This window comes from Mycetohabitans endofungorum (assembly GCF_002927045.1).
Lineage (GTDB): Bacteria > Pseudomonadota > Gammaproteobacteria > Burkholderiales > Burkholderiaceae > Mycetohabitans > Mycetohabitans endofungorum.
Window position 1 is genome coordinate 98,396 of sequence record NZ_PRDW01000004.1, and the last position, 25,923, is coordinate 124,318.

General features: G+C 63.6%; 18 protein-coding genes and 5 pseudogenes. 17 read left to right on the forward strand and 6 right to left on the reverse strand.

The features are described 5' to 3' along the window. Positions 1-14: 14 nt before the first annotated feature. Positions 15-1,499 carry a glucose-6-phosphate dehydrogenase gene (zwf, locus tag B0O95_RS05260; RefSeq protein ID WP_104076958.1) on the reverse strand — a complete coding sequence of 495 codons (1,485 nt, stop codon included), beginning with the start codon at positions 1,497-1,499 and terminating at the stop codon, positions 15-17. Positions 1,500-1,609: 110 nt separating this feature from the next. Here zwf and B0O95_RS05265 point away from each other — a divergent pair. From B0O95_RS05265 to pcaD, 3 genes and pseudogenes are all read left to right on the forward strand, one after another. Further along, a pseudogene (locus B0O95_RS05265) lies at positions 1,610-1,736 on the forward strand (3-oxoadipate CoA-transferase); the annotation flags it as partial. A gap of 101 nt (positions 1,737-1,837) precedes the next feature. Next, positions 1,838-1,989, forward strand: a pseudogene (locus tag B0O95_RS17130) (3-oxoadipyl-CoA thiolase); the annotation flags it as partial. A 78-nt stretch (positions 1,990-2,067) separates the two neighbouring features. Next, positions 2,068-2,859, forward strand: a complete 792-nt coding sequence (gene pcaD / locus B0O95_RS05275) for a 3-oxoadipate enol-lactonase (RefSeq protein ID WP_104076959.1) — start codon at positions 2,068-2,070, stop codon at positions 2,857-2,859. A 25-nt stretch (positions 2,860-2,884) separates the two neighbouring features. Here pcaD and B0O95_RS05280 read toward each other — a convergent pair whose 3' ends face one another. Further along, positions 2,885-5,191, reverse strand: a complete 2,307-nt coding sequence (locus B0O95_RS05280; RefSeq protein WP_158249448.1) for a hybrid sensor histidine kinase/response regulator — start codon at positions 5,189-5,191, stop codon at positions 2,885-2,887. A 234-nt stretch (positions 5,192-5,425) separates the two neighbouring features. Between B0O95_RS05280 and B0O95_RS05285 the strand changes: the two genes are divergently transcribed. The 6 genes and pseudogenes from B0O95_RS05285 to B0O95_RS05310 all read left to right on the forward strand — a co-directional run bounded on the left by B0O95_RS05285 (position 5,426) and on the right by B0O95_RS05310 (position 12,932). Beyond that, complete coding sequence (locus B0O95_RS05285; protein ID WP_104076961.1) at positions 5,426-6,313, forward strand: cytochrome c oxidase assembly protein; 888 nt, start codon at positions 5,426-5,428, stop codon at positions 6,311-6,313. Between the two features lie 138 nt (positions 6,314-6,451). Beyond that, positions 6,452-7,627, forward strand: coding sequence for an outer membrane protein assembly factor BamC (gene bamC / locus B0O95_RS05290; protein ID WP_199180432.1), 1,176 nt, complete (start codon positions 6,452-6,454; stop codon positions 7,625-7,627). A gap of 635 nt (positions 7,628-8,262) precedes the next feature. Next, a pseudogene (locus B0O95_RS17135) lies at positions 8,263-8,468 on the forward strand (transposase); the annotation flags it as partial. A 310-nt stretch (positions 8,469-8,778) separates the two neighbouring features. Beyond that, positions 8,779-8,979 (forward strand): hypothetical protein, encoded by a 201-nt coding sequence (locus B0O95_RS05300; RefSeq protein WP_104076963.1) that lies wholly within the window; start codon positions 8,779-8,781, stop codon positions 8,977-8,979. Positions 8,980-9,140: 161 nt separating this feature from the next. Continuing rightward, on the forward strand, positions 9,141-11,225 hold the full coding sequence (locus B0O95_RS05305) for a hydantoinase/oxoprolinase family protein (RefSeq protein WP_104077097.1): 2,085 nt from the start codon (positions 9,141-9,143) through the stop codon (positions 11,223-11,225). Between the two features lie 9 nt (positions 11,226-11,234). Next, complete coding sequence (locus B0O95_RS05310; RefSeq protein WP_104076964.1) at positions 11,235-12,932, forward strand: hydantoinase B/oxoprolinase family protein; 1,698 nt, start codon at positions 11,235-11,237, stop codon at positions 12,930-12,932. A 328-nt stretch (positions 12,933-13,260) separates the two neighbouring features. Here the strand turns inward: B0O95_RS05310 and B0O95_RS05315 are convergent, their stop codons facing one another. From B0O95_RS05315 to B0O95_RS05325, 3 genes and pseudogenes are all read right to left on the reverse strand, one after another. After that, on the reverse strand, positions 13,261-13,521 hold the full coding sequence (locus tag B0O95_RS05315) for a DNA-binding protein (RefSeq protein ID WP_076787164.1): 261 nt from the start codon (positions 13,519-13,521) through the stop codon (positions 13,261-13,263). A gap of 144 nt (positions 13,522-13,665) precedes the next feature. Beyond that, positions 13,666-13,854 (reverse strand): annotated as a pseudogene (locus B0O95_RS05320) (hypothetical protein); the annotation flags it as partial. A gap of 203 nt (positions 13,855-14,057) precedes the next feature. Continuing rightward, on the reverse strand, positions 14,058-14,777 hold the full coding sequence (locus B0O95_RS05325) for a YdcF family protein (protein ID WP_233203134.1): 720 nt from the start codon (positions 14,775-14,777) through the stop codon (positions 14,058-14,060). 200 nt (positions 14,778-14,977) lie between these two features. Between B0O95_RS05325 and B0O95_RS05330 the strand changes: the two genes are divergently transcribed. Continuing rightward, positions 14,978-15,292 (forward strand): hypothetical protein, encoded by a 315-nt coding sequence (locus B0O95_RS05330; protein ID WP_104077099.1) that lies wholly within the window; start codon positions 14,978-14,980, stop codon positions 15,290-15,292. Positions 15,293-15,574: 282 nt separating this feature from the next. Here B0O95_RS05330 and B0O95_RS17140 read toward each other — a convergent pair whose 3' ends face one another. Next, positions 15,575-15,976, reverse strand: a complete 402-nt coding sequence (locus B0O95_RS17140; protein ID WP_370641751.1) for a transposase — start codon at positions 15,974-15,976, stop codon at positions 15,575-15,577. Between the two features lie 461 nt (positions 15,977-16,437). Here B0O95_RS17140 and B0O95_RS05340 point away from each other — a divergent pair, with 461 nt between their 5' ends. From B0O95_RS05340 to rbfA, 7 genes and pseudogenes are all read left to right on the forward strand, one after another. Beyond that, positions 16,438-17,340 (forward strand): LysR family transcriptional regulator, encoded by a 903-nt coding sequence (locus B0O95_RS05340; protein ID WP_104076965.1) that lies wholly within the window; start codon positions 16,438-16,440, stop codon positions 17,338-17,340. A gap of 289 nt (positions 17,341-17,629) precedes the next feature. Next, positions 17,630-18,200, forward strand: a pseudogene (gene scpB, locus B0O95_RS05345) (SMC-Scp complex subunit ScpB); the annotation flags it as partial. 260 nt (positions 18,201-18,460) lie between these two features. Beyond that, positions 18,461-20,143 (forward strand): 23S rRNA pseudouridine(2605) synthase RluB, encoded by a 1,683-nt coding sequence (gene rluB / locus B0O95_RS05350; RefSeq protein ID WP_104076967.1) that lies wholly within the window; start codon positions 18,461-18,463, stop codon positions 20,141-20,143. A gap of 392 nt (positions 20,144-20,535) precedes the next feature. Next, entirely contained in the window at positions 20,536-20,994 is a 459-nt protein-coding gene (gene rimP, locus B0O95_RS05355; protein ID WP_104077100.1) for a ribosome maturation factor RimP, read from the forward strand. Next, entirely contained in the window at positions 20,991-22,466 is a 1,476-nt protein-coding gene (gene nusA, locus B0O95_RS05360) for a transcription termination factor NusA (protein ID WP_076794966.1), read from the forward strand. The genes rimP and nusA overlap by 4 nt, the downstream gene beginning before the upstream one ends. 105 nt (positions 22,467-22,571) lie before the next feature. Beyond that, positions 22,572-25,481 carry a translation initiation factor IF-2 gene (infB, locus tag B0O95_RS05365; protein WP_104076968.1) on the forward strand — a complete coding sequence of 970 codons (2,910 nt, stop codon included), beginning with the start codon at positions 22,572-22,574 and terminating at the stop codon, positions 25,479-25,481. 65 nt (positions 25,482-25,546) lie between these two features. Beyond that, entirely contained in the window at positions 25,547-25,915 is a 369-nt protein-coding gene (gene rbfA / locus B0O95_RS05370) for a 30S ribosome-binding factor RbfA (RefSeq protein ID WP_076784971.1), read from the forward strand. Positions 25,916-25,923 lie beyond the last annotated feature (8 nt).

Consider the following 25,923-nt stretch of genomic DNA (forward strand, 5'->3'; position numbering starts at 1 on the left):
CGTCGCCCGCTGCGTCACATTTCTTCGGCCCACGACATATTTTCGTGCGCCATCAGCGCGGACGAAGCGGCGGGTCCGTAGGTGCCGGCCGTGTAGGTACGGGGGCGCTCGTCCAGTTCGCGCCAGCCGGCCAGGATCGGCTCGACCCAGGTCCAGGCGGCTTCCAATTCATCACGGCGCATGAAATGGGTCAGGCGCCCCCGGATCACGTCGATCAGCAGCCGCTCGTAGGCTTCGGCGCGGCGCCCCGTGAACGCCTGCTGCAAGTCCAGGTTTAAATTGACCGGCAGCATGTGCATGCCGCTGCCCGGCTCCTTCGCAAGCATTTGCAACTGGATCGATTCCTCCGGCTGCAATTGGATTATCAGCCGGTTACCGTAGTTGCGTGGCCCGCTCGGGATGATCGAGAAAGGCAAGTCGGCGAAATCGATGACAATCTCGGAACGCCGCTTCGGCATCCGCTTGCCGGTGCGCAGGAAGAACGGTACGTTGGCCCAGCGCCAGTTGTTGATGTGCGCGCGCAGCGCGACGAACGTCTCCGTGCGGCTGCCTGGCGGCACGTTGTCTTCATCGAGATAACCCTTGACCGGTTCCCCGCCGATCGCGCCCGCGGTGTACTGGCCGCGCACCGTGTTGCGGGCGATGTCCGAGACCGTCATCGGACGCAGCGAGCGCAGCACCTTGAGCTTTTCGTCCCGTACCGCGTCAGGATCGAGCGACACGGGAGGTTCCATCGCCACGATGCACAGCAACTGCAGCAGGTGGTTCTGCACCATGTCGCGCAGCGCGCCCGTCTGGTCATAGAAACCGGCCCGGCTGCCGACGCCCACGGTCTCGGCGACCGTGATTTGCACGTTCTTGATGTATGGCGCTTGCCACAATGGCCCGAAAATCGCGTTGCCAAAGCGCAGCACCATCAGGTTCTGCACGGTTTCCTTGCCCAGGTAATGGTCGATCCGGTAGATCTGCGATTCGGCAAAGTACTGGCCGACCGACGCGTTAATCGCACGTGCCGACGCGAGGTCGTGTCCCAGCGGTTTTTCGAGTACGACGCGCGATTGTTCGTTGACCAGCCCGCACGCGGCGAGGTTGTCGCAGATCGTCGTGAATAGCTCGGGTGATGTGGCCAGGTAAAACACGCGCTGCGCTTCGGGCCGGGACGCCGCGACGAGGTTGGCGTAGTCGGATGATGAGACAACATCGATTCGCACGTAGTCGAACAACGCTAGGAAACGATCCCACGCCTGTTTGTCCAGCGCACTGCTGTCAACGAACGGCCGCGAGTGCTCGTCGATGAACGTGAGGTACTGGTCGCGCGAGAAGTCCTTGCGGCCGATCGCGATGATCCGCGTGTCGGCCGGCAGGTTGCCGTGCAGATGCGCCATGTACAGCGCCGGGAGCAATTTGCGGGCCGACAGGTCGCCGCCGCCGCCGAAGATGATCATGTCCAGTGCGCAGGCGGATGCGGCAAAGGCTGCGGAAGAAGCCGTGGTTGTCATGATGCGTGCGTGTCACGGGCCGGTTGAGCAACCCCTATGGTGCATGGTTATTCGGATTTTTGCACGCCCCCGCGCATCGTGCGCTCAACGCGCAGACGCGTTGCGCCGCGTTAAGCGGCGGTTGCTACTTTTACCATGCCGATTCGTTTGCGATGATGCGTGGTGGACGCGATCCCGGCCGGCGGCGGCGTCATGGACCTGGCGGGCGGCGCCAAGCAGGTGTTCGTGATGATGGAGCAGTAAAAAAGCCGATCCGGTGCTTGTCGAGCGTGACGAACATCCGCGCGAAACCTCGCTTGACGCGCTCGCCAAGCTGAAGGGCGTGGTGCGGCCCGACCGCGATTGCCTTGGGCCATTCGCTGGGTATGAGCGGTGCGCGGCTGACGTTGACGGCCGTCTACGAATTGCAGCGACGAGCCGGGCGCTTCGCACTTGCGACGATGTGCATCGGCGTTGGCAGGGCATCGCGATTGCGCTCGAGCGCGTATGAAATGGGCGCGCTCCGATGTGCCGCAGCGGGCGTGCGGCCCGCTCGCGCATTATCTGAACGACTGACGAGGAATCCATCATGCCATTTGCGTCGATCGACGGAATCCACCTGCATTACCGTATTGACGGTGCCGAACATACCGATGCGCCGTGGGTCGTGCTGTCCAATTCGCTGGGCACGCGGCTCGCGATGTGGGATGCCCAAGTCCCGGCGCTGAGCGCGCATTTTCGCGTGCTGCGCTACGATACGCGCGGACACGGGCAGTCGGATACGCCGCCGGGGCCCTATACAATCGGACGGCTGGCCGATGACGTGGTCGCTTTGCTTGACGCGTTGGGCATCGAGCGTGCGCACTTTTGCGGTTTGTCGATGGGTGGGCAGACTGGCATTGCGCTCGGCGCTTGCCATGGCGACCGGCTGATCCGGCTGGTGTTGTCGAACACGGCATTCAAGATCGGCTCGCCGCAGGTGTGGAACTCGCGCATCGCGAAAGCGCGCGGCGAAGGCATGGCCGGCTTGGCTGACGCGATCATCGAGCGCTGGTTTACGCCGGGATTCCGCGAGCGGCAAGCCGCGCAGGTTGAGCCGTTGCGAGCGCAACTGGTGGCCACCGACCCCGAGGGGTATGCCGCGAACTGCGAGGCGGTGCGCGATGCACACTTGCGCGACGAACTGGGCCGCATCACCGTGCCGACGTTGGTCATTGCCGGCACGCACGATGTTGCGACGAGCCCGGAGCAGGGCCGGGCGATGGTCGCGGCGATCCGGGGGGCGCAGTATCTCGAACTCGACGCATCACATATTTCGAACATCGAACAGCGTGACACGTACAACCGCGAGCTGGTGGCATTCCTGCGGGGCGCCGCCTAACAGGGGTCTCTGGCATAAGCCATCGTCATGCCGCGCGAGGAAGCGCGGAGCGCAGCACGTCGAAATTGACCGGCTTGGGCAACACCAGCAGGCCTTCGCGTTGCGCCAGACTCAATTTGTCGGTGTGCCCGGTGACCAAGATCACGGGCAAGCTGGGGTCCGCGTCGCGCAGCGCGATGGCCAGGTCGATGCCGTTCATCGGGCCGGGCATGGTCACATCGCTGATCACCGCATCGTATCGCGCGTGCCGATGGTAGATCTGCAGGGCTGAATGGGCGTCCGGCGCGGTGGTGACTCGATGACCATCCAGGTTCAGCACCGCCGCCGTCGCCTCGGCGACTTCGTTGTCGTCCTCCACCAGCAGGAGCTCAAGCCCAGTTATGCCGGTCAAGGCGTGGCGCGCGCGCGCCGCGCGGCTCGGCCGGCCGTCGGGTACTGCGTTGGCGTCCGCTGGCGCCGTGGCGGGCGATTGCCACGACAATGGTTCACCGGGCGCCGGTGCGGGAATCTCGCTGTCAGACGCCGGTGGACGCGGAACATCCCCGTCGCGTTCGGCAGCGTGCAGCCCGGCGTGGGTAGGTGCCTTGGCTTCGGTGGCAGCCGCCGCCGGCAGGAACAAGGCAACCGTCGTGCCCATGCCAGGATGGCTAATGATTTGCGCATCGCCGCCGGCCTGTTGACAAAAGCCGTAGACCTGCGGCAGTCCGAGCCCGGTGCCCTTGCCAAGCTCCTTGGTCGTGAAGAATGGCTCGAATGCGCGCGCCGCCACGTCGGCGCTCATCCCGCAGCCGTTGTCGCTGACCGCAATACGCACCCGATCCGGTTCGGCTGTTGACGCTGCGCCGGCGTGCTCGTGCGCCGCCTGGTGGTTGTTGGCCGAAATGGCAATCCGGCCGCCGGCCGGTAGCGCGTCGCGCGCGTTGGCCACCAGGTTGATCAGTGCAAGCTGCAGGTCGGTGGGGTCCGCCAGTACGGGCCACACGCTGTCGGGCACCGCGATGCGCACGTCGCACTGCGGGCCGGCGCACGCCTCGATCAACCCCTTCCATTCGGCCAAACGGCTGCGCAGGTCGATCCGCTCGGCCCGCGTAGGCTGCTTGCGCGAGACGCTGAGCAAACGACGGGTCAGGGCTTCGCCAGTGTGCACGGCCCGTTCAATGGCCCGCCACTGCTTTGCCATGTTGCCCTCGCCCATCTTCAGGCGGATCAGCCGCGCATTCGCGGATAGCACCATCAGCAGGTTGTTGAAGTCGTGCGCGACGCTGCCGGTCAGCCGGCCCAGCGATTCCATTTTCAGTGCGTGCCGATAGTCTTCCTCGGCCGCACGCCGCAGCGAGGCCTCCGCCTGCCATTGACGCCATGCTTTTTCCTCGCTATCGAGGCGGCGCAGTGCGACGAACGCCACCAGGAACAGCGCGATGCTGGGCACGACTGAAAAGCCAGTGACAATCGCAGTGCGAGCGAGCCAACGCGAGAACACCTGGTCCAGCCGCAGGTAGTCGGTGACGTAGACGTCCCGCGAGCCTACGCGCCGGTAGCCGATGATTGCCTGCGTATCGGCCAGGCGGACCCGCTCGGTACCGCCCAGTTGCGCGGCCAGCACGCCGCGCGGCACCGGCGGCTCGACGTCGCCGGGTACCGGTGGCGGATAGCGGGCGAGCAACGTGCCATCATTGCGCATCAGTGCAAGCTGGCCGATGTGGCTGCCGGTCACGAGCTCACGATAGAAATCCTCGAAGTACGACGCGCGGATCGACAAGGCGACGACGCCGGCAAACGAGCCATCGCTCAGATGACGCGGTGTGATGACATCAAAGATGCGGTCACGGTGTCCCCGCAACGGGATCGCCTCGGTCACGTAGTCGCCCTGGTTCCACCGGGCAGCGCTGCGGAATGCGTCGGTCTGCGCAAGACTGCGCGGCACGCCCAAATAGGGATCGTTGGTGACCACGAGCCGGCCGCTTGCATCGTACACGCTGACCGCGGCCAAGTGATCGAAAGGTGCGGCAATTGAGCGCAGCTTGGTGGTCATTGCGTAGCCGCCCAGCGTGCCGCCATGGGATTCAGCGTCGTAGATCGCCTGCAGAACCCTGTCCCGGATCACTTCATTGAGCTCAAACACCTTCAGCGCCTGCTCCTCGGTGATCCGCGACGAACGTGTGGCGAATCCACTGGCGTCGTTCAGTGCCTTGTGCCAACTGGTTATGCCATAGTACAGCAGGAACCCCGCCGGCAGCACGACGGTGGCGATTAGCAACACGACCAATGCACGGCGCAACGTGGCGAAGTCGCGCACCGGCGCGTTGGGCTCGGCGTGTCCGGACAGCGGCACGGGCCAGTCCGCCCCGACGATTGCACGATTGTCGGCGGTTGCTGGTTCGCTCGGCCCTGCAGGTCTTTTCGCAGGCGTGCGCATCTCAAATAGGGACACCCTTGTCGACGAAAGATCCTCTATTTTAGGACCATCGCGTGAACTCGAGCCGGCCCCGGTTCGCTTTACTGTTAAGATGGTGCCGCTTTTTACCGGCCGGCGCCGTTGGTGTGCGCCGCATCGCTCCACCTTATCATGTCCTCGTTGCTTCGTTTCCTGGAACCGTGGGAGCCCTCGTTCGGGCTGGTGTTCGTCTTTGTCGCGGCCGCCGTGCTGTTCGCGCGCGGCACGCTGCACCAACGCGTGAGCATCGCGCGCCAGGCGGCGTTCTGGATGGGTCTCGTGCTGCTGTATGTCGCGCTGCACACGCGAGTGGACTATTACGCTGAGCATCAATTCTTCGTCCACCGGCTCCAGCACCTGGTGCTGCATCACCTGGCGCCGCTGCTGGTTATGTCCGCCTATCCAGGCAGCGTGATGCGTGCTGGCATGCCGCTGCGCTGGCGCGGCATGCTGCACCGGGCGGCCCGGCGGCGTGCGTCGCGCATGGCCGGCGCCGTGCTGCTCAACCCGGCGTTCATCTCGTTGGTGTTCGTGGTCTCGGTGCTCTTCTGGCTCATTCCGTCCGTGCAGTTCATTTCGATGCTCGACTGGCGCATCTACTTGTTCATGAACTGGTCGGTGACGATCAGTGGTCTGCTGTATTGGTGGATGCTGCTGGATCATCGTCCGAGCCCGCCCAGTCGGGTAAAGCCGGGCGTGCGGGTGTTGTCGCCGGTGATCACGATGACGCCGCAGATCTTGGCCGGTGCGATCATCACGTTCTCCTCGCGCGACTTGTACCCGATTTTCACGTTGTGCGGCCGCGCCATGGACCTGTCGCCGGCGCTGGATCAAAGCCTGGGTGGGCTGATCATGTGGGTGCCCGCGGCCATTATCGAAACGCTCGGCGGCCTGGTGGCGCTGCGGCACATGATGCGCCTGTCCACGCTGCCGCCGCGTCGCCCTCCCGCGCGGCGCACGCCAGCCGCCACGCCGGGGGGCGTCGTCGCAGCCCATCCATCGCGGGCCGGCCGCTCATAGCGCGGGGTCGCTGCGCACCCCAGACGCATCGAGCGGGCGGCACGGCTCGCGCGTCATTTTTGCCGCTTGAGAAAAGAGATCGGTACAATGGCCGGTTGATTGCCGGGCATTGGTCCGGGCGCATGCGGAAAGGATTCCATGAAACTGATTCAAAACCGTCTCATCTCGCGCTTTGTTGCTGGCGCCGTCATTGCCGGCGGCGTGGCGGCCTGCAGTTCGCCCAATCCACAGGCGATCGACTACAAGAGTGCCACGCGGGCTAAGGCATCGTCGCTGGCCGTGCCCCCGGACATGACCAACGAGATCGCCGACCAGCGCTCGCTGCCGCCTCAAGGCGGCTCGGCGTTGCTATCCGGATTGCAGCAGGTGCAGCAATCGGCACCTGCACTAGTGGGCGACGCGGTGCTGCCGCCGGTACGGGGCATGCATATCCAGCGCGAGGGCACGCAGCGCTGGCTGGTGATCGACAAGCAGGCGCCTGCACAAGTGTGGCCCGAGGTGCGGCGTTTTTGGCAGGAGCAGGGCTTCGTGCTGTCGCTGGACGCGCGCGATCGCGGGATCATGGAGACGGACTGGTACGAAACCCATCCGCAGGTGCCGGATGGCCTGATCCGCAATACGTTGTCCAAGGCGCTCGGCACCGGCTACACGACCGGCCTGCGCGACAAGTACCGCACGCGGCTCGAAAGCGCGCCGAACGGCGGGACGTATGTGTTCATCAGCCAGCGCGGGTTGTATGAGCAGTTGTTCGGCTCGGACAACGAGCAAAGCCGGTGGGAAGATCGGCCAAACGATCCGGCGCTGGAGGCCGAGTACCTAAAGCGATTGATGCAAGCGTTGGCGCGTAACCAGCAGGGCGGTGTGTCGATAGCCGCGGAGCCGATGGCCGCATCTGCGCCCAAGGCTGCCGACGCGGCGACCAGGGTGTCGCAGGCAGCACGCAAGGCGTCGGCGGCCGCCGCGACGCCGACTGAGCCGACCGACATCACGCTTGCCGAGCCTTACGACGACGCGTGGCTGAGGGTCGGCGTGGCGTTGGACCGGAACAACTTCACGGTCGATGACCGCGATCGTACGCGTGGCCTGTATTTCATTCGTTACGTGGATCCAAACGATTTAAGTTCGGCCAAACAGGGCTTCTGGAACCAAGTATTCCATGGCCGCAAGGAAAAGGCGGCGAAGCAATACCGTGTGAATGTGCGCGCGCTGACCGAGACGCAGACGAGGGTCGCGATTGTGGACGAGAGCGGACAGATTAACGATTCGAAGCAGGCACGCCAGATTCTGTCGCTGCTGATTGACCAGCTGCGCTGACCCTGTGGCTGTTGATCGACTGGTTGCGCTGGCCTCGTCGCTGTTGATCGACCAGTTGTGCTGGCCTTGTCGCTGCTGATTGACCGGTTGTGCCGGCCCTGCCGCTGCTGATCGCCCGCGCTGACCGTCATCCCGGGCGGCGCGCACGCCGCGCCGCCGCCTTGCAACCCGCGCGGGTGCCGTGACGTCACGTCGTAACGGCTGGCGCTGTCATGCCGGCCGATCCCCGCATCATCATCGAATGGGCTCCTTGCCGGGCAAGATTCCCTTTCTACTCAGTAGTCGAGCCTGCAAAAAGCTTGAGATGCTGTTGTGGTAAGGCGCAGAAGCCAATCGAGGGCTTGCGCAACTCCCAAAAGATAATCCAATAGGGTCAATTTCTGGGAGTTTTAAACTGCCAACGATGAACACGAGCTAGACAAGTTCTTGTGGGACACCGGATTTTTTTCGTAGCCGGCTGGACGCGATGATCGATCTGTGGTAACCGCTTGCGGTGCTAGCCACGCGTATGCCATGGAGCACGATTGAAGCGGCTCGCCCCGCTGTTTGAGCGGCGCATGCGCGAAGCCCAAAGCAGTACGGTGCCCGACCTGTTCGGGATGGCGCCGAAGTTGGCCGGCGCCGCGCTCAGTGCAGCTGGTCGCCCTCGCTTGCCGATCCGCTTGATGGTGGGGTTGCTCTATCTGAAGCATGCCTACAACGAAAGTGATGAGTCGGTATGCGAGCGCTGGGCGCGCAGGACGTGTACTTTCAGTTTTTCTGCGGTGAGTAGTATTTTCAGCCACGCCTGCCGTGTGATCCGAGCAATTTAGTGCGTTTTCGGCAAGCCTTGGGCGGAGCCTATCCGATTTCTTGTGTGTGAGGCATAAACTATTTCTTCCAGCGCATGGCATACCAGTTTAATTTTTTGAGTGCCTCGGCGCGCGAGCTGACTAGCATACCGGTAATCAGTTCCCACCCAATGCGAGCTAGTCCATAAAGCGTAGCGGTCATCGGACGGCACTGATCCATGTAATTGAGCGGCCACTTTTTAACCCTATCCGCCTGAATGCCCCCACAACTCTGGCACGCATTCTATGCTTATGAGCAGGCGGCCCAGCCGCGTGCCCTCTCAGTGGACGCCGGGTCACCTGGGCCAGTTCCGGCGACACATGACGCAGGTCCGTCTCAATGGCGAGTCGCTGTATTGCCAATGCTATCCGGTCGATGCCAGTTCGATAGTGGGGCATGTAGCAATCGAACGCGGTGATTGGGTCACGCAGCGCAAAATGCGCGATCACGGTGAGGTCGCCTGCCGTGTCGCGGCGGTGGCCGAGGCAACCGCATTCGACATGACCGAGAATACGCTGTAGCGGCAGCATCTGGTACCGGGCAGGACATCGACCGCCTGGCCGGGCCGATCTAGATGCCGGAAGTGATCTGGATCGGTACGCTAAACGTATACGGCGGCAAAAAACCGGCGCGCGTCACATCAAAGGACAGGGCGACGGCCTTCGGTGGCAGGAGACACGCGATGAGCAAACTAAACAAGACGATTCGCGTGGCTACTGACGTCGGTGGTACTTTCACCGACCTAGTGTACTTCGAGGTCGATCCGGGCACGGGCCGGCAATCGGTACGGACTGCCAAGTCGGATACGACGCCGCCTGACTACGAGCAGGGCATCCTCGACGTACTAAAAAAGGCCGATGTGGATTTGAGCGCTGTCACCTTCCTCGCGCACGGCACCACCGTAGTGATCAATGCGCTGACCGAGCGCCGTGGCGTCAAGACGGGATTGATCACGACGCAAGGTTTTGGCGACACGCTAGAAATTGCGCGCGCCAACCGGCCTGACTTTTTCAATTTAAGCTGGGTCAAGCCCGCGCCATTTGTGCCGCGCTACCTGCGTCGTGAAATATCGGGGCGCCTGCATGTGGACGGCAGCGAGCGCGAGCCGCTGGACTTATCTGGCCTGCCCGCCATCGTCGACACATTCCGCGCCGAAGGGGTGGAAGCGGTCGCGATCTGTCTACTGCACGCCTATGCCAATCCGGTGCACGAACAAGCGGTGCTGGCCGGAATGCGTCGGCTCTGGCCACAGGCGTCGGCGGTGGCATCGCACCAAATCACGCGCGAGTGGCGGGAATACGAGCGCTCCAGTACCGCGGTACTGTCCGCCTATGTGCAGCCAATCGCCGCGCGCTACCTGCAGCGGCTTGAAGACGGATTGCGATCGAACGGCTATCGGGCGCCGCTCTATGTGATGCAATCGAACTGCGGTGTCGACACCGTGGCTCACGCCCGAGAAATCCCGATTACGATGGTGGAGTCGGGACCGGCCAGCGGTTTCTGGGGAGCGGCCGAACTGGGCCGTTTGATCGGTGAGCCCAATGTGCTCGCACTCGATATCGGCGGCACCACGGCCAAATGCTCGCTGATCAAGGACGGGCAGATCTCCATCAAAACGGACTATTGGATCGAGCGCGACCGGACGCATGCCGGCTATCCGATCATGGTACCCGTGGTCGACTTGGTCGAGATCGGCAATGGTGGCGGCTCGATCGCGTGGATCGACGAATTCGACAAGTTGCATGTCGGCCCGCAATCGGCTGGGGCGTCGCCTGGTCCCGCAGCCTACGGTCGCGGCGGCACCCATGTGACCACCACTGATGCGAACCTGATCCTGAACCGCATCAATAAGGATTATTTCTGCGGCGGTACGTTTATTGCCGACATCGACGCCGTGGCCCGGGCCATGGCGCCGCTGACCGAGCGGCTACGGCTGTCGCCGCAGGAAATCGCGCGCGGCATTATTCGGATCGCCAACGACAACATGGTGAATGCGCTGAAATTGGTGTCGCTCAGCCGGGGCCATGATCCGCGTGACTTCACGCTGCTCGCCTTCGGTGGCGGCGGCGCGATGCACGCCGTTGCGCTCGCGCAGGAACTAGGCGTGAGAAAGGTGGTGATTCCGCGTGGCGCGTCTGTCTTTTCCGCGTGGGGCATGACGATGTCCGACCTGCGTCGCGACTGCTTCGTCAACCGCCTCTTTGAGATGGCTCGTCCGGATGCGGCGCTCGGTGCGCAAGCGCTGCTCGAACAGCTGTCGCATGATGCAACGGCACAGTACGCGACCGAAGGTATTGGCGCCAATGCGATCGAATTGGCCCTGTACTGCAAGATCCGCTACCAGAACCAGGAGCATGCGGTCGAGGTGCCGCTGCGGCAAGGTGAACGCGTCGTCACGCATTGGGCCGATATCGTTGCCCGCTTTCACGCCAGCTACGAGCAGCAGTACACCTATCGGCTGGACGCCCCGCTGGAGATCGTCGGCTTTCATATCGTCGCCGTGGCAGAAATTGGCAAGCTCAACCTGGCCGAGCTACCAGTCACCGGCGCCACTGTTCAGGCTGCGGCAAAAGGCCGTCGCACCGTCGACTATGCGCTCGAAGGGAGGCACGAGGCGATCGTCTACGACGCGGAACGCATCGAGCCTGGCATGTGCTTCGCCGGTCCGGCGATTATCGAGGACCCCGGCACGACCATCGTGGTCCACCCGAACAACGCCGTGAGCGTCGACCGCCTCGGCAACTTTTACATCACTCTTTCCGTGTGAGCCATCATCATGAGCCACAGCGATAAGATCGATATCTTCACGCTCGATATCATTCAGAATGCATTGCAAGCCATCGCCGACGAGATGTTCACCGCGATGCGCAAGACCGCGATGAGCCCGATCATCTACGAGGTGCTCGACATGGGGACTGGCATCACCGATGCGCAGGGCAATATCGCCAGCTCCGGCGCCGGTATCCCTGCCTTTGTCGGCGTGCTGGACAAGGCGGTGCGCCGCATTTTGGTTGAGCATGGCCAACCAGGCGACATCGAGCCGGGTGACATCTTCATCACCAACGACCCGTACTCGGGCGGCGTGACGCATCTGAACGACGTGGTACTGTCGATGCCGGTTTTCGTTGGCGATGACATCGTCGCGTGGACGGCCAATATTGCTCACTGGAACGATGTTGGTGGCATGGTCCCGGGATCGTTCTCCACCGATGCAACCGAGATCTTCCAGGAAGGGCTGCGCCTGGCCGCGGTAAAATTGATCTCACGCGGCAAGCCGGTGCGCCCCGTGATGCAGATTCTGCGCTATAACACGCGCATGCCTGACTTCATGGAAGGTGATCTTTGGGCAGGCATCGCTGCCGCGCGCAGCGGCGCGACACGCTTGATTGAACTGACCCAGAAGTACGGTAAAGCAACGTTCCTGCAGGCAATGCAAGACTTCATGGACCACGGTGAAAAGGTCTCGCTGAAAGCACTGCGCCACACGCCGAAAGGGCGCTTCGAACTGGCCGAACTTCAGGACGACGGCAAGGTGTACAAAGTAGTCGTTGAAATTGGCGACAACGGAATGATCGTCGACTTGCGCGACAACCCGGACCAGGTCCATGGACCGGGCAATCTCAGCCGCGACGGCACGGTAGTGGCTGCTCAGATGGCATTTAAGTCGATCACCGAGCCGAACGGCAGCGCCAACGGCGGCACTTTCCGGCCGCTGAAGGTCGTGACACGGCCTGGTTCGCTGTTTGATGCGCGTAGCCCTGCGGCAGAAGGATTTTACTTTGAAAATCTGATCCGGGTGCACGATCTGATCCTACGCTGTCTTGCGCCGCATCTGCCCGACCGCCTCCCCGCCGGCAGTTTCTCGTCGATATGCGCCACCGTGATTGGCGGCCCCCATCCGGAAACCGCGCGCATTTTCACGCTGGTCGAGCCCGAGATCGGCGGGTGGGGAGCAAAGCGGGATCACGACGGCAACAGTGCGATGTTCTCCGCAATGCATGGCGAGACATACAACTGCCCGGCCGAGATCTGCGAGGCGCGCTATGGCGTCTATGTCGAGCGCATGGAACTGAACGACGAGCCAGGGGGGTACGGGCAATATCGCGGCGGCCGCGGCATCCGGCTCGATTATCAGATCCGCTCCGACGGCAGCTTCCTGACCTGCGGATATACGCGCGCCAAAGTGCCACCGTGGGGCCAGGCGAACGGGCGTGACGGCTCACTCAATTACGTCGAGGTCGTGCGCGCCGACGGTCGCAGCGAGCGCTACGCCATGGCCAGCGGCGTCAAGCTCGATCGCGGTGATGTGGTTCGCGTGCGTACGGGCTCAGGTGGCGGATACGGTGATCCGTCGATGCGCGATCCCGATGCGGTTTGCGACGACATCCGAAATGGCTATATCTCTGTCGAGCTGGCACGCGAAGTCTATCATTGGGAGGGGGGCGTGCGACTACATCATGCAGGCCAGATCTGAAAGTATCAGATCACCACAGGTCGAATAGATAAACGCGAGTCGTTAACCGCCGCCAGTCTGCGCTTGCGGTTTGCGAGTGGACCATAGAAAGTCCATGTATGCGATTCGCACACATCGGTTGTCGTCCAATTGAAATTTTAGCTACCTTCAACCGCCATACGGAAACGATTTGTATCAGCACCATAACCTATGTATGCTGAACTGCAGTCGTGCCGAGGCGGGCCCGATGGCTCCGTTGCTTATCCTCGTAGGGCGAGGGGTTTCGCCCCTGCCTCGTGCTGCGAGGCAGGGCTCTTTTTCCGCGTTGACTGGGGCGGCGGCACACGCGTCAGTGTGCGTCGACGACGTCCAGAATCAGGATGATCGTCCAGTCCGCTTCGCCCTCGTGGTGATACTGTCGCTCCGCGACGATGAACGGCTGCTGTTTGCCCGGCGGGCCCAGAAACAACACGTCGCCCTCGACGGGCAGGCATTCGATCGGTGGCAGCGCGATGTACGGCTCGTCGCCGCGTGCGGTGCGCGGCATTAGCTTCTCGACCTTTTTTGAGGCTGCCTCGGTCCATTCGATTTCGAGTTCTATATTACTCACACCATCCTCCATGTCGTTGCGCTCGTGCATCGGGCGCGGGACTGTAACACGAAACCGACGTCCATAAAAAAGCCGAAGCCTGCGAGGCTTCGGCCGATAACACCTTAGCGCGCGGCATGCCGCACCGCACGCCGATTGCAACCGTTACTGGCTTGCTGCTGACAGTGCGGCAGCATCGGCCTCGGAGGCATGCTGCGCGTGCCTGCCCTTATGCTGCTTGGCAGCCTTGCGATGCTTGGCTGGCGCGTGTGCGGGCGCTGCTGGGGCTTCCGATTGGGCAGCTTCCAGCGCCTGGGCGCGCTGCTCAACGTCGGCTGCCTTGGCCGGGTCGGTACTCATCGTCACGCGTTTTCGGACCCACGGCCGGAAGAGCCATACTATCCGGCAGAGCACGCATTCTAGCCAGCAAATGGGCTACTCGCAGCGACATTGTAACGACCTTGCCGCGACGTGACATCTTGTTGCATCTCGCAGAAACAACAAATTTCATTCAGCGCTCATTTTACGCGCATACTGTCGGGATCGGTCTGGGAGCATCAGAACCACCCGATCCGCCGATAGACGTGAAACTGTGCAAGGCCGATCCATTCGTGCCATGCGATGCTGGTGTTGACGACATGGGCGAGGTGCGGCCTCCAGCCTGGGCGTCGCCATCTGTGGTTGGATGCGAACGGCACGACGTTGATGCCGAAGTGGTGAAAGTCGAGCAGCGCGCGCGGCAGGTGGTACGCTGACGTGATCAGCACGATCTGGTCATAGTGGTGCTGGCGCAGGATCGCACCGGTGTTGCGGGCGTTTTCGTATGTGCTCAGGCTATCGGGCTCGAGCACGATGTTGGCTGCCGGCACCCCGCGCGATACCAGATGCGGTTGATAGTTGGCCGCTTCGCTTTGCTCGTGTTTTTGGGGATTGCCGCCGCTCACCACCAGCGTGCACTGCGCGCGCTGCGCACGGCATAGCGCGAATTGCGAGGCTGCCGCGTCGATGCGTCGCCACGCGTCGAACTTCGGCACCAGCCGATGCGCATCGTCATATTCCGTGCCGCTGCCGAGCACCACGATCGCGACGTGGCCGGCGTAGCGCGGGGGGCTCACGGCTGGCACACGGGTTTCCAGTGCGTGCAGCGCCGGTTCGCCGAGCCATCCGGCGCACAATAGGTAGGCGAACAACGCCGCCGCGACGCAGATCATATGGCGGTGACGGCGCGATACGGCGAGGGCGACGAGCCAGAGGAGCACAATGAATGCAACGAGCATGGAAGTATTGTTTCAGGCATCGCCCCGGCCGGCTGCGTGCCGGTTGAGGCGACCGAGTTCAGGCGGTGAGTGTCAAGGGTTCGCCGTCCGCTGGGGCGAGCCGTGCCGGTGACGGTGCCCAGCCGGTCGCGGCGCGACGATTATAAGCGGACATGTCGAATGCGCCGGCCACCCTGGCCGGTGCCAACGTGGAGGGCGAGATGGATTATACGAACGAGGCCGTGCTGGAGGGCCTGCGGCGCGCGCAATACCGGCAGGTGCCGTGGCCGCGTCGTCCGCGAGTGTTTGAGTTCCTGCGCGAACAAGGGCTGATCGGTACCGCACGGCAACCTTCGCCGCTCGTGCCAGGCTACCATGCACCCGTGGATATTGCGGTGCTCAGCGCTCAGGGCAAGACGGAGTTGGGTCGACTGGAGCGCCGTGCGCGCCTGCCTGCGTGGTCTGTCGAGCGCGAGCTTCGTTATGCGTGTGACGCGGCCGCGTCGCTGCTCGCGCACGCCGAGCCTCAGCCGTGAGGGTGCGCAGCATCGCGCAGGGCGGCCTGCCGCGGAGGCAGGGCAACAGAAAAAGCCCGTATCCGTGCGGATACGGGAACATACCGGATGTTACTCATTGCCAAGCTGTGCTCATGGCATAGCGTCGGACAGGATGGGTGTGCGCAGGTTCCCGCGCGTTGCTTTCGATATCGCTGCGCAGATCGCCCCGCGGTACCGGCGCAGTCAAAGCCTCGCGCACATACGCGCTGCGTTCGACGCGCTCCGCCCGGCAAGCGGGCGGATCTGCAAGTGTCAGTCAAGTCAGGCCATCTTCACTGGCGCGCGCCACGACTCGGGATTGGTCCAGAACGCGCCACGCAGCCGGTCGCCGCTCGGTGGTGCGGGGGGCTTGATGGCCGACGCGCCGATGCGGCCGCGCAACGTGACTTGGCGCCCAGTGCCGGCGAGGCGGCGCACGACCTCGGCCAGTGTGCCGTCAGCCTGCCACTCGTCGAAGCGCCGGCGACAGGTCGGCGGTGACGGATAACGACCGGGCAGCTTGGACCATCCTTCTCCGGTCGACAAGACCCAGAGTATGGCATTGACTACGGCGCGCGGCTCTACGCGTGGCCGACCGCGACGTTCGACGCGCGCCGGCTCCTCGCAGAACAGCGCCTCGACCAGTGCCCATTCGTTATCTTTTAAATCATCGAACAGCATCATCGTTTCACCTCAACGAAGCAAACCCCAGCGCACCGCGCCGCGCACCTTGATCGCGATCCTGGCAGCGGGTCGCCGATCCCCTGGAAGCAGGCGTCGCTTGGGTCGCCGCCTTGGCCAGGTTTGCGCGCATGGCAAATGCAGGAACCGTGCCATTGGGCCGGCATGCAGATGCTGCAGCGCCAGCCAGGGTGGCCGGTGGCGACGGCAGCTGGAGTGCATGTCCGGTTAGTTGTGTATCTCAATACGGAATGGCCTGATAAGAAATCGGGACAATCACCAATCGCGTGCATGTGGTGCTACGTCGGTGTGCATCGATGCCCGATGGTGCACCGCTGCGGTATATCGCGTCGCGCAACAGGGCCCACTGCCCCGCCGTCGTGGCGGCGGCGCAGCTCGCGCAATGCAGCAGCGTGCAAGTTCAGCGTATGATGCATCATTGTGCGTATTTATGAATTTGATAAATGAATGTAACGCTCAGGCAACTCCGGGTCTTCATCGAAGTCGCGCGTCTGCAAAGTTTCAGTCGGGCAGGCGATGAAATCGGCTTGACGCAATCGGCCGTCAGCCGCTGCGTGCGCGAGTTGGAGATCGAACTGGGATTGAAGCTGGTTGACCGCACGACGCGCGAGGTACGCCTGACGGACGCGGGCGCCAACCTGCTGGGCGGCGTGTCGCGGCTGCTGTCTGACCTAGACCAAGCGCTGCGGGAGATACGGGAGATCGGCGAGCAGCGGCGCGGCCGGGTGATCGTGGCCGCAAGTCCGACCATTGCATGCCGGCTGATGCCGCGCGTCGTTGCCCGCTGTCAACAACAATTCCCGTATATCCAGCTTGGTCTGCGTGACGATGTGCAAAGCGACGTGGTGCGCAAGGTGAAGTCCGGCGAAGTGGATTTTGGCGTGATCGTTGGCGGTCTGGTGGCGGACGAACTGGTGGGCGAGCCATTGATGACCGACTCGTTTTGCGTCGTCTGCCCGGCCAATCACCGGTTGGCCGCCGGCTCGCAAGTGCAATGGGGCGCTTTGGCCGGCGAGTCGCTCGTGCTGCTCGGCCCGGAGTCGGGCAGCCGGCCGATCATCGACCGGGTGCTGCGCGAGCATGGCGTCGTCTCGCCGGTCGTGCAGGAGTTGGGACACTCGGCGACGGTGTTCGGATTGGTCGAGGCCGGCGTGGGCATTAGTGTGCTGCCGTGGCTGTCGCTGCCGTTGCCGGCCAATTCCGGACTTGTCGCGCGTGCGTTGCTGCCACGCGCGCAGCGCACGGTGGAACTCGTGCGTCGCCGCGATCGTTCACTGTCGCCGGCTGCCCAGGCGGTATGGGAACTGGTGCGCACGCTGCCCGCCCGGGCTGAGGATCTGACATGAGCGGGCCTCGCAACACGCTGGGCGTGGCACACGGCACACGGCGGCTTACGCGCGTGCCTTGATCTTTACGCGTTGCGTTTTTTTGCGTACCATAACGTTCAGTCACGCGCTTCCTTATGGAATTCCTCTGGCTTCCCGGCGCGGTGTGGTCCGTGGTCATCCTGCCAACCCCCGGGCGTGCTCGCATCAATATGATCGATCAGAAGCGGGCGAGCGCGGTCTTTCGTCATGCGCGCTGTTCAGGCGCTTTTGATCCGATTCATTGACCAAACAGGTCTGGTCCAGCTGAATGAATACCCAAGAGGCGAAAATCGTCCTCGAGACTGCTTTGATTTGCGCGCAGGAGCCGCTCAGGGTCAGTGACATGCGCCGACTGTTTGCCGACGAGATCTCGGCTGATACGATCCGTGCGCTGCTCGAAGACCTGCGCACGGACTGGCACGATCGGGGTGTCGAGTTGGTATCGGTAGCAACTGGATGGCGATTCCAGAGCCGTCCGGCAATGCGTGCGTTCCTGGATCGGCTCAACCCGGAGAAGCCGCCGAAGTATTCGCGTGCGGTGCTCGAGACGCTCGCGATCATTGCGTATCGTCAGCCGGTCACGCGTGGCGATATCGAAGAGATTCGCGGTGTCACGGTTAGTACGCAGGTCGTCAGGCAGCTGGAGGACCGTGGATGGATCGAGGTGATCGGGCATCGTGACGTGCCCGGGCGGCCGGCGCTGTACGCGACCACTAAGCAGTTCCTGGACGATCTCGGGATGGCCACGCTGGACGAGTTGCCGCCGCTGTCTGACCCAAGCCCACAGGGACAGGCCGATCTGCTGGCGCAGCGCGCCATCGAGTTTGCCGATGGCGACGAGGAACCGAACTGCGCTGCGGTGACCGGTGAGGAAGTCCCGCCCGCGCACGATCCGGTAGATGACCTAGCAGCGCATGGCAATACCGACGGGGGTGACGGGCACGCGCACCCAGCAGCGGCGGCCGCACCTGGCGGCGTCGAAAAAATTGATGAGCAGGCGCCGAGCGACCCGATATCGCGCGACGTTTGACGTGACACGTACACCGACCCCGGCGCAGCTGAATGGCGCGTGCCGGCATTCTGACACTCAGAGGTTGTTTTGAACGAGAACCACGATCCCGATTCTCCCGAGTCCGGTCCTGCCCGCGTGGCGGCCGTGGACGATCGCGATGCGGGCCAGCGCGCCTTGCCGGTGCTGCCGGCCGCGGAAGGCAGCGACGGCCAAGAGCGGCCACGGCGCGGTTTGCGCCGTGGGCCGCGCAGCCTGATCGCTCGCCGTCGCGCGGTGGCCAAGTCGAAGGCGACCGATGCGGTCGATGCTGCGCCGGCCGCGATGACCGAGGCGCCACCCGACGGCGAGGTGGTCGCGCATGTGCGCATGCCCCGTAAAGATCCCGCCAACAAACGTCAGGGCAAGGGCGTCAAGCGTGACCCTGAGGCGCGCCGCGATGCCGACGCCCCCCATCGCGAGCCGCGCGCCAAGCGTGACGCCAGCGCGGCGCCGGCCAGCGGTTCCCAGCAAGGCGGGGGGCGCGACGACGACGTATTCGCCTACGTCACGTCGCCGGCGTTCGATGCCGATAACACTGGTGCGGGCGGTGTGCGCGCGCCGATGCTGCGGCGCGGCCGCAAGGGCAGCGCGCCGGCCGGCAAGCGCGTGTTGTCGGCCGACGACGACGCGCCGAAGCTGCACAAGGTGCTAGCCGAGGCCGGCATGGGCTCGCGTCGCGAAATGGAGGAATTGATCATTGCTGGGCGCGTGTCGGTCAATGGCGAGCCGGCGCACATCGGCCAGCGGATCATGCCAACTGACCAGGTGCGCATCAATGGCAAGCCGGTCAAGCGCAAGCTGCCGAACAAGCCGCCGCGCGTGCTGATCTATCACAAGCCGGCAGGCGAGATCGTCAGCCATGCGGATCCGGAAGGTCGCCCGTCGGTGTTCGACAAGCTGCCGCCGATGAAGACGGCGAAATGGCTGGCCGTCGGTCGGCTGGATTTCAATACCGAAGGCTTGTTGTTGCTGACCACATCCGGTGACCTCGCAAACCGTTTCATGCATCCGCGCTACCAGGTTGAGCGCGAATATGCGGTGCGGGTTATCGGCGAATTGGCCGAGAGCGCGCGGCAGAAGCTGCTCAGCGGCGTCGAGCTAGACGACGGTCCGGCGAGCTTCCTGCGTATTCAGGATGGCGGTGGCGAAGGCACCAATCGCTGGTACCACGTGGCGCTTGCAGAAGGCCGCAACCGCGAGGTGCGTCGCATGTTCGAAGCCGTGGGTCTGACCGTCAGCCGGTTAATTCGCACGCGCCATGGCCCGATCGTGCTGCCGCGTGGCCTCAAGCGTGGCCGTTGGGAGGAACTCGAGGACAACCAGGTGCGCGCGTTGATGTCAGCCGTCGGGTTGAAAGGACCGGGCGAGGACAAGGCGGAGCGCGGCAAGGCGACGCCGCGTCGCCAGCCCGATCCGATGCAGACGGCGCTCGGCTATATCGGCTACGATGCGCCGGGTCCGCAGCGGCGATTTGGCCGCGGTGCGCGCGGCGGCGCGAACTGGACTTCGTCCACGCCGCCGGTGCCCGGGTATACCGGCTTTGCCGCCGCGCACGGGCACGGCAATATGGCGGGTGGCAACCGTGATAACCGTGACGCCAATGGCAACCGGGCACCCGTCAAGGGCGCGCAAAAGGGCAATTCGCGTGGGGGTCGCGGCGCGCAGACGGCGCCGCGCCAAGGTGGTGCGCGGCAGGGCGGTGCACCGCGGGGGCGCCCGCGCGGTCGTTAAGCGTGCGCCTGCCGGAGGCGTCCCTCGTGCGTGGTATAGCGTGCCGCCGCGCCGCGCGCGTACCACCGCGTGGTCACGTTTCGGTTTCGATATGCCGCGTGGATTGCGGGTCGCGGCGAAAAACGCTATAATTTCGCAGTCGCTGGGCACACGTTTTATCAGTTAAGGTGCGGCTCGAGGCGCGACCACCGGTAAAAAGAAGATGGGCGTGTTGGCGCCCATTTTTTTTTGCCGTTGCCGCAGTGCGTCGTTATCGTGGCGGAGCTGGCCCGATGACGCTGCTTCGCAGTACTGCCGCTTCCGTGCGCCGCGTTGCACGAGCGTGCCCGGTACCGCGAAACAGGAAGCCGGACGCGCGTTGGCGCGGTCCGTGCTGCATGAGGTCAAACAACGTGCAATTGTCGGAACTGATTGAAAATACTGTTACCGGGCTCGGATACGAGCTCGTCGATTTGGAGCGCTCCGGCCGCGGCATGCTGCGCGTGTTTATCGACCAGCCGGCGGGCATCGCGATAGACGATTGTGAGAAGGTGACGCGCCAGCTTCAGCACGTGCTGACCGTCGAAAATATCGACTATGAACGTCTCGAAGTTTCGTCGCCGGGGCTAGATCGGCCGCTGAAGAAACGGGCGGATTTCGAACGTTTCGCCGGTAGCGAGGCGATGGTGACGCTGAAGCAGCCGCTGAACGGCCGAAAATCGTTCCGCGGCATCCTGCACGCGCCCGATGGCGACACGATAGGTTTGGAATTTGAAGGAAAAGACGGCCCGGCGAGGCTCAATTTCAAGCTCGCTGACATGGACCGTGCTCGTCTTGTTCCGCAAGTCGATTTTAGGAGCCGCAAACAATGAGTCGCGAAGTGTTGATGCTGGTGGATGCGCTGGCGCGCGAGAAAAACGTCAACAAGGATGTGGTATTCGCCGCGCTCGAGGCCGCGCTCGCTTCCGCCACGAAGAAGCTCTTCGACGAGGATGTCGACATACGCGTGTCGATCAACCGCGAGTCTGGCGAGCATGAGACTTTCCGCCGCTGGCGCATCGTGCCGGACGAGGCGGGCTTGCAGCAGCCGGACCAGGAAATCCTACTGTTTGAGGCGCGCGAGCAGGATCCGGATGCGCAATTGGACGGTTATATCGAAGAGCCGATCCCGTCGATCGAGTTCGGTCGCATCGGCGCGCAAGCGGCCAAGCAAGTGATTTTGCAGAAGGTGCGCGATGCGGAGCGGGAGCAGATCCTGAACGATTTCCTCGAGCGTGGCGAGAAGATCATGACCGGCTCGGTAAAGCGGCTCGACAAGGGCAACCTGGTCGTCGAATCGGGGCGGGTCGAGGCGTTGCTGCGCCGCGACCAACTGATCCCGAAAGAGAATCTGCGCATTGGCGATCGCGCGCGTGCGTATATCGCCAAGGTCGACCGCACGGCGCGGGGGCCGCAGATCGAGCTGTCGCGCACCGCGCCCGAATTCCTGATGAAGCTGTTCGAACTCGAGGTACCCGAGATCGAGCAGGGCTTGCTCGAAATCAAGTCGGCGGCGCGCGACCCCGGCGTGCGGGCGAAGATCGCAGTGGTGGCCTATGACAAGCGCATCGACCCGATCGGCACGTGCGTTGGCATTCGCGGTTCGCGCGTGCAGGCAGTGCGCAACGAGTTGGGTGGCGAGAACGTCGATATCGTGCTATGGTCGGAAGATCCTGCCCAGTTCGTGATCGGCGCCCTTGCGCCGGCTGCCGTGCAATCGATCGTCGTTGACGAGGAAAAGCACGCGATGGATGTCGTCGTTGACGAAAACGAGCTGGCTGTCGCGATCGGCCGAAGCGGCCAGAACGTGCGGCTCGCCAGCGAGCTGACCGGCTGGCAGATCAATATCATGACGCCGGACGAGTCCGCCGAGAAACAGTCGCAAGAGCGCAAGGTGCTGCGCGACCTGTTCATGGAGCGACTGGACGTTGATGAGGAGGTCGCCGACATCCTGATCGACGAAGGTTTCACGAGCCTCGAGGAGATCGCGTACGTGCCGCTCAACGAGATGCTCGAGATCGAGGCGTTCGACGAAGACACGGTGCACGAGTTGCGCAATCGCGCGCGCGATGCGCTGCTGACGATGGCGATCGCGAATGAGGAAAAGGTCGAAAACGCGTCGCTCGACCTGAAGAGCCTCGATGGGATGGATCGGGAGCTGCTCGCTAAGCTCGCCGAGCACGAGATACACACGCGTGACGATCTGGCCGAGTTGGCCGTTGACGAGTTGGTCGAGATGACCGGCATCGACGAGGAGGCCGCGAAGGCGCTGATCATGAAGGCGCGCGAGCACTGGTTCCAGTGACGGGCGCGAAGCGAGATTATGATGGCGCATTGAAATGACGCGGCCCGATAGGCCGCACCGGGATGTCAACTGCAAGGACCGCTGTCCTTGCCTCAAGAGGGATGAATGGCGAGCAACAACGTAGCCCAATTTGCCGCGGAACTGAAGATGCCTGCAGGCCTTCTGCTCGAACAGCTTCAAGCTGCGGGTGTGCAGAAAGCTAGCGCTGACGACGTATTGTCCGAAGCGGACAAGGCGCGTTTGCTGGATCACTTGCGCAAGTCGCACGGCAGCGCTGACGGCGACAAGCGCAAGATCACGCTGACGCGTCGGCAGACGTCGGAAATCAAGCAGGCCGACGCAACCGGCAAGGCTCGCACGATCCAGGTCGAAGTCCGCAAGAAGCGGGTGTTTGTCAAGCGCGACGAGCCAGGTACTGAAGCGCCGAACGGCGAGGACCAGGACAGTGCGACTGCCGAACTCGCGCGTCGCGAGGAGCAGGCGCGCCTCGAAGCCGAGGCGCTGGCTCAGCAGGCGCGCGAATTGCGCGAGCGGCAGGAGCGCCTTGAGCGCGAGGAGGCGGAGCGGCGCGCCCGCGAGGAGGCAGCGCAGGCGGAACGGCGTCGCGCCGAGGAGGAAGCGGCGAGGCGCGCGGAGCAGGCGGCCCAGGCGCAGGCTCAGGCGCGCGCGGCTGCCCAGCAGGTGGCCGAGCAGCAGCGCAATCACGATGTGCCACAACCGGCCGGCCAATCCGCCGCCGCCGACGCCCGTGCGGCGGCCGAGCGCGCCGCCGAGCGGGAGGCGGCGAAGAAGGCCGCCGACGATGCCCGCGCCGCCGCCGATAAGGCACGCCTGGAGCAGGAGGCCATCCGCAAGCGACGGGAAGCGGCGGAAGCCGAGGCGCGGGCGATCCGCGAGATGATGGCGACGCCGCGCAAGGCAATGGTCAAGGTGCCTGAGCCGCCAAAGCCGGCCGAACCGGCCAAGACCGCTGAGGCGAAGGGCACGCTGCACAAGCCGGCTAGGCCGGCGGGCGCGGCAGCGCCGGCCCGACCGGCCGCTGGGGCGAAGAAACCGGTGTCGGCACCGACGGCTGCACCCTCTGGCGACAAGAAGAAAGTCCCGGGCAAGAGCGGTTGGCAGGACGATGCGGCGAAGCGGCGTGGCATCAAAACGCGCGGTGATTCGAGCGGTGGTGTCGACCGTGGTTGGCGGGGTGGTCCGCGCGGCCGTGGCAAGCATCAGGATGCGCATACGAATTTCCAGGTGCCGACCGAGCCGATCGTGCGCGAAGTGCACGTGCCGGAGACGATCACCGTAGCCGATCTCGCGCATAAGATGGCCGTCAAGGCCTCCGAGGTCATCAAGGTAATGATGAAGCTCGGCCAGATGGTGACAATTAATCAGGTGCTGGACCAGGAAACCGCGATGATCGTCGTCGAGGAACTGGGCCATCATGCGGTTGCCGCGAAGCTCGACGACCCGGAAGCGTTGCTGATCGAAGGCGAAGCGGCCGATGTCGAGGCGCTGCCGCGCCCACCGGTCGTCACGGTGATGGGCCACGTCGACCACGGCAAGACATCGCTGCTCGACTATATCCGTACCGCGAAGGTCGCTGCGGGCGAGGCGGGGGGCATCACTCAGCACATCGGCGCATACCACGTCGAGACGCCGCGTGGTGTGATCACGTTCCTCGATACACCGGGCCACGAGGCGTTTACCGCGATGCGTGCGCGGGGCGCGAAGTCGACCGACATCGTGATCTTGGTGGTCGCGGCCGACGATGGCGTGATGCCACAGACGAAGGAGGCGATTGCGCATGCGAAGGCGGGCGGCGTGCCGATCGTCGTGGCGATTAACAAAATTGACAAGCCCGACGCGAATCCGGATCGGGTGAAACAGGAATTGGTCGCGGAAGGTGTGGTGCCGGAAGAGTACGGTGGTGATGCGCCGTTCCTCGAGGTGTCCGCCAAGACCGGACAGGGCATTGACGACCTGCTCGAGAACGTGTTGCTGCAGGCCGAGGTGCTCGAATTGAAGGCGCCCATTGAGGCGCCGGCCAAGGGTATTGTGATCGAGGCGAAGTTGGACAAGGGCAAGGGCCCGGTCGCGACGATCCTGGTGCAGTCCGGTACGCTGTCGCGTGGCGACGTCGTACTGGCGGGCTCCGCGTATGGCCGCGTGCGGGCGATGACCGATGAGTTCGGCAAAGCGGCGAAGTCGGCGGGGCCATCGATTCCGGCCGAGATCCAAGGGCTGTCCGAGGTGCCGAACGCCGGCGAAGAAGTGATCGTGCTGCCGGATGAGCGCAAGGCGCGTGAAATCGCGCTGTTCCGGCAAGGCAAGTTCCGCGACGTGAAGCTTGCGAAGCAGCAGGCTGCGAAGCTCGAAAGCATGCTGGAGCAGATGGGTGCCGGCGAAGTGCAGAATCTGCCGCTGATCGTGAAGGCCGATGTACAGGGCTCGCAGGAAGCGTTGGTGCATGCGCTGCAGAAGCTGTCGACCGACGAGGTGCGCGTGCAGATTGTGCACAGCGCGGTGGGCAGCATCAGCGAAACGGACGTCAACCTGGCGACCGCGTCCAAAGCCGTCATCATTGGCTTCAACACGCGTGCCGACGCCCAGGCGCGCCGGCTGGCCGAGGCGAACGGCGTTGATCTCCGATACTACAACATCATCTATGATGCGGTAGACGAGGTGAAGGCTGCGATGTCTGGCATGCTGGCACCGGAAAAACGCGAGGCGGTGATCGGCACGGTTGAGGTGCGGCAGGTGTTCAAGGTGCCGAAGGTCGGTGCGGTCGCCGGCTGTATGGTGACCGACGGCATCGTCAAGCGCGCGTCGTCGGTCCGGGTGCTGCGCGACAACGTGGTGATCCATACCGGCGAGCTTGATTCTCTCAAGCGCTTCAAGGACGACGTGAAGGAAGTGAAGCAGGGCTTCGAGTGCGGCTTGTCGCTGAAGAACTTCAACGACATCCAGGAAGGTGACCAATTCGAGGTGTTCGAAGTTACCGAGGTGGCGCGCACGCTGTAATCTAATGCGCCGGCGCTAGGGGCGGGGCCGTCAGGCTCCGCCTTTTTTGTTGGCAGGAGTGGACTATGCCGAAAAAACGCAGCAGTGGCGATCGCAACGTGCGGATCGCTGATCAGATCCAGCGCGATTTGTCGGAGTTGATCGCGCGTGAAGTCAAAGATCCGCGGATTGGCCTGGTGACGATCCAGGCGGTCGAGCTGACCCCGGATTACGCGCATGCAAAGATATTCTTCACGACACTGACTGGAGATCCCCGGCAGACGCAAGAAGCGCTCAACCACGCGGCCGGCCACTTGCATAACTTGCTGTTCAAACGCCTGCACATCCATACGGTGCCGACGTTGCACTTTGTGTTCGATGAGTCGATCGAGAAGGCCGTACACATGTCGCGGTTGATCGACGAGGCGAACGCAACGCGCGCCAAGGACGACTGACCCCGGGA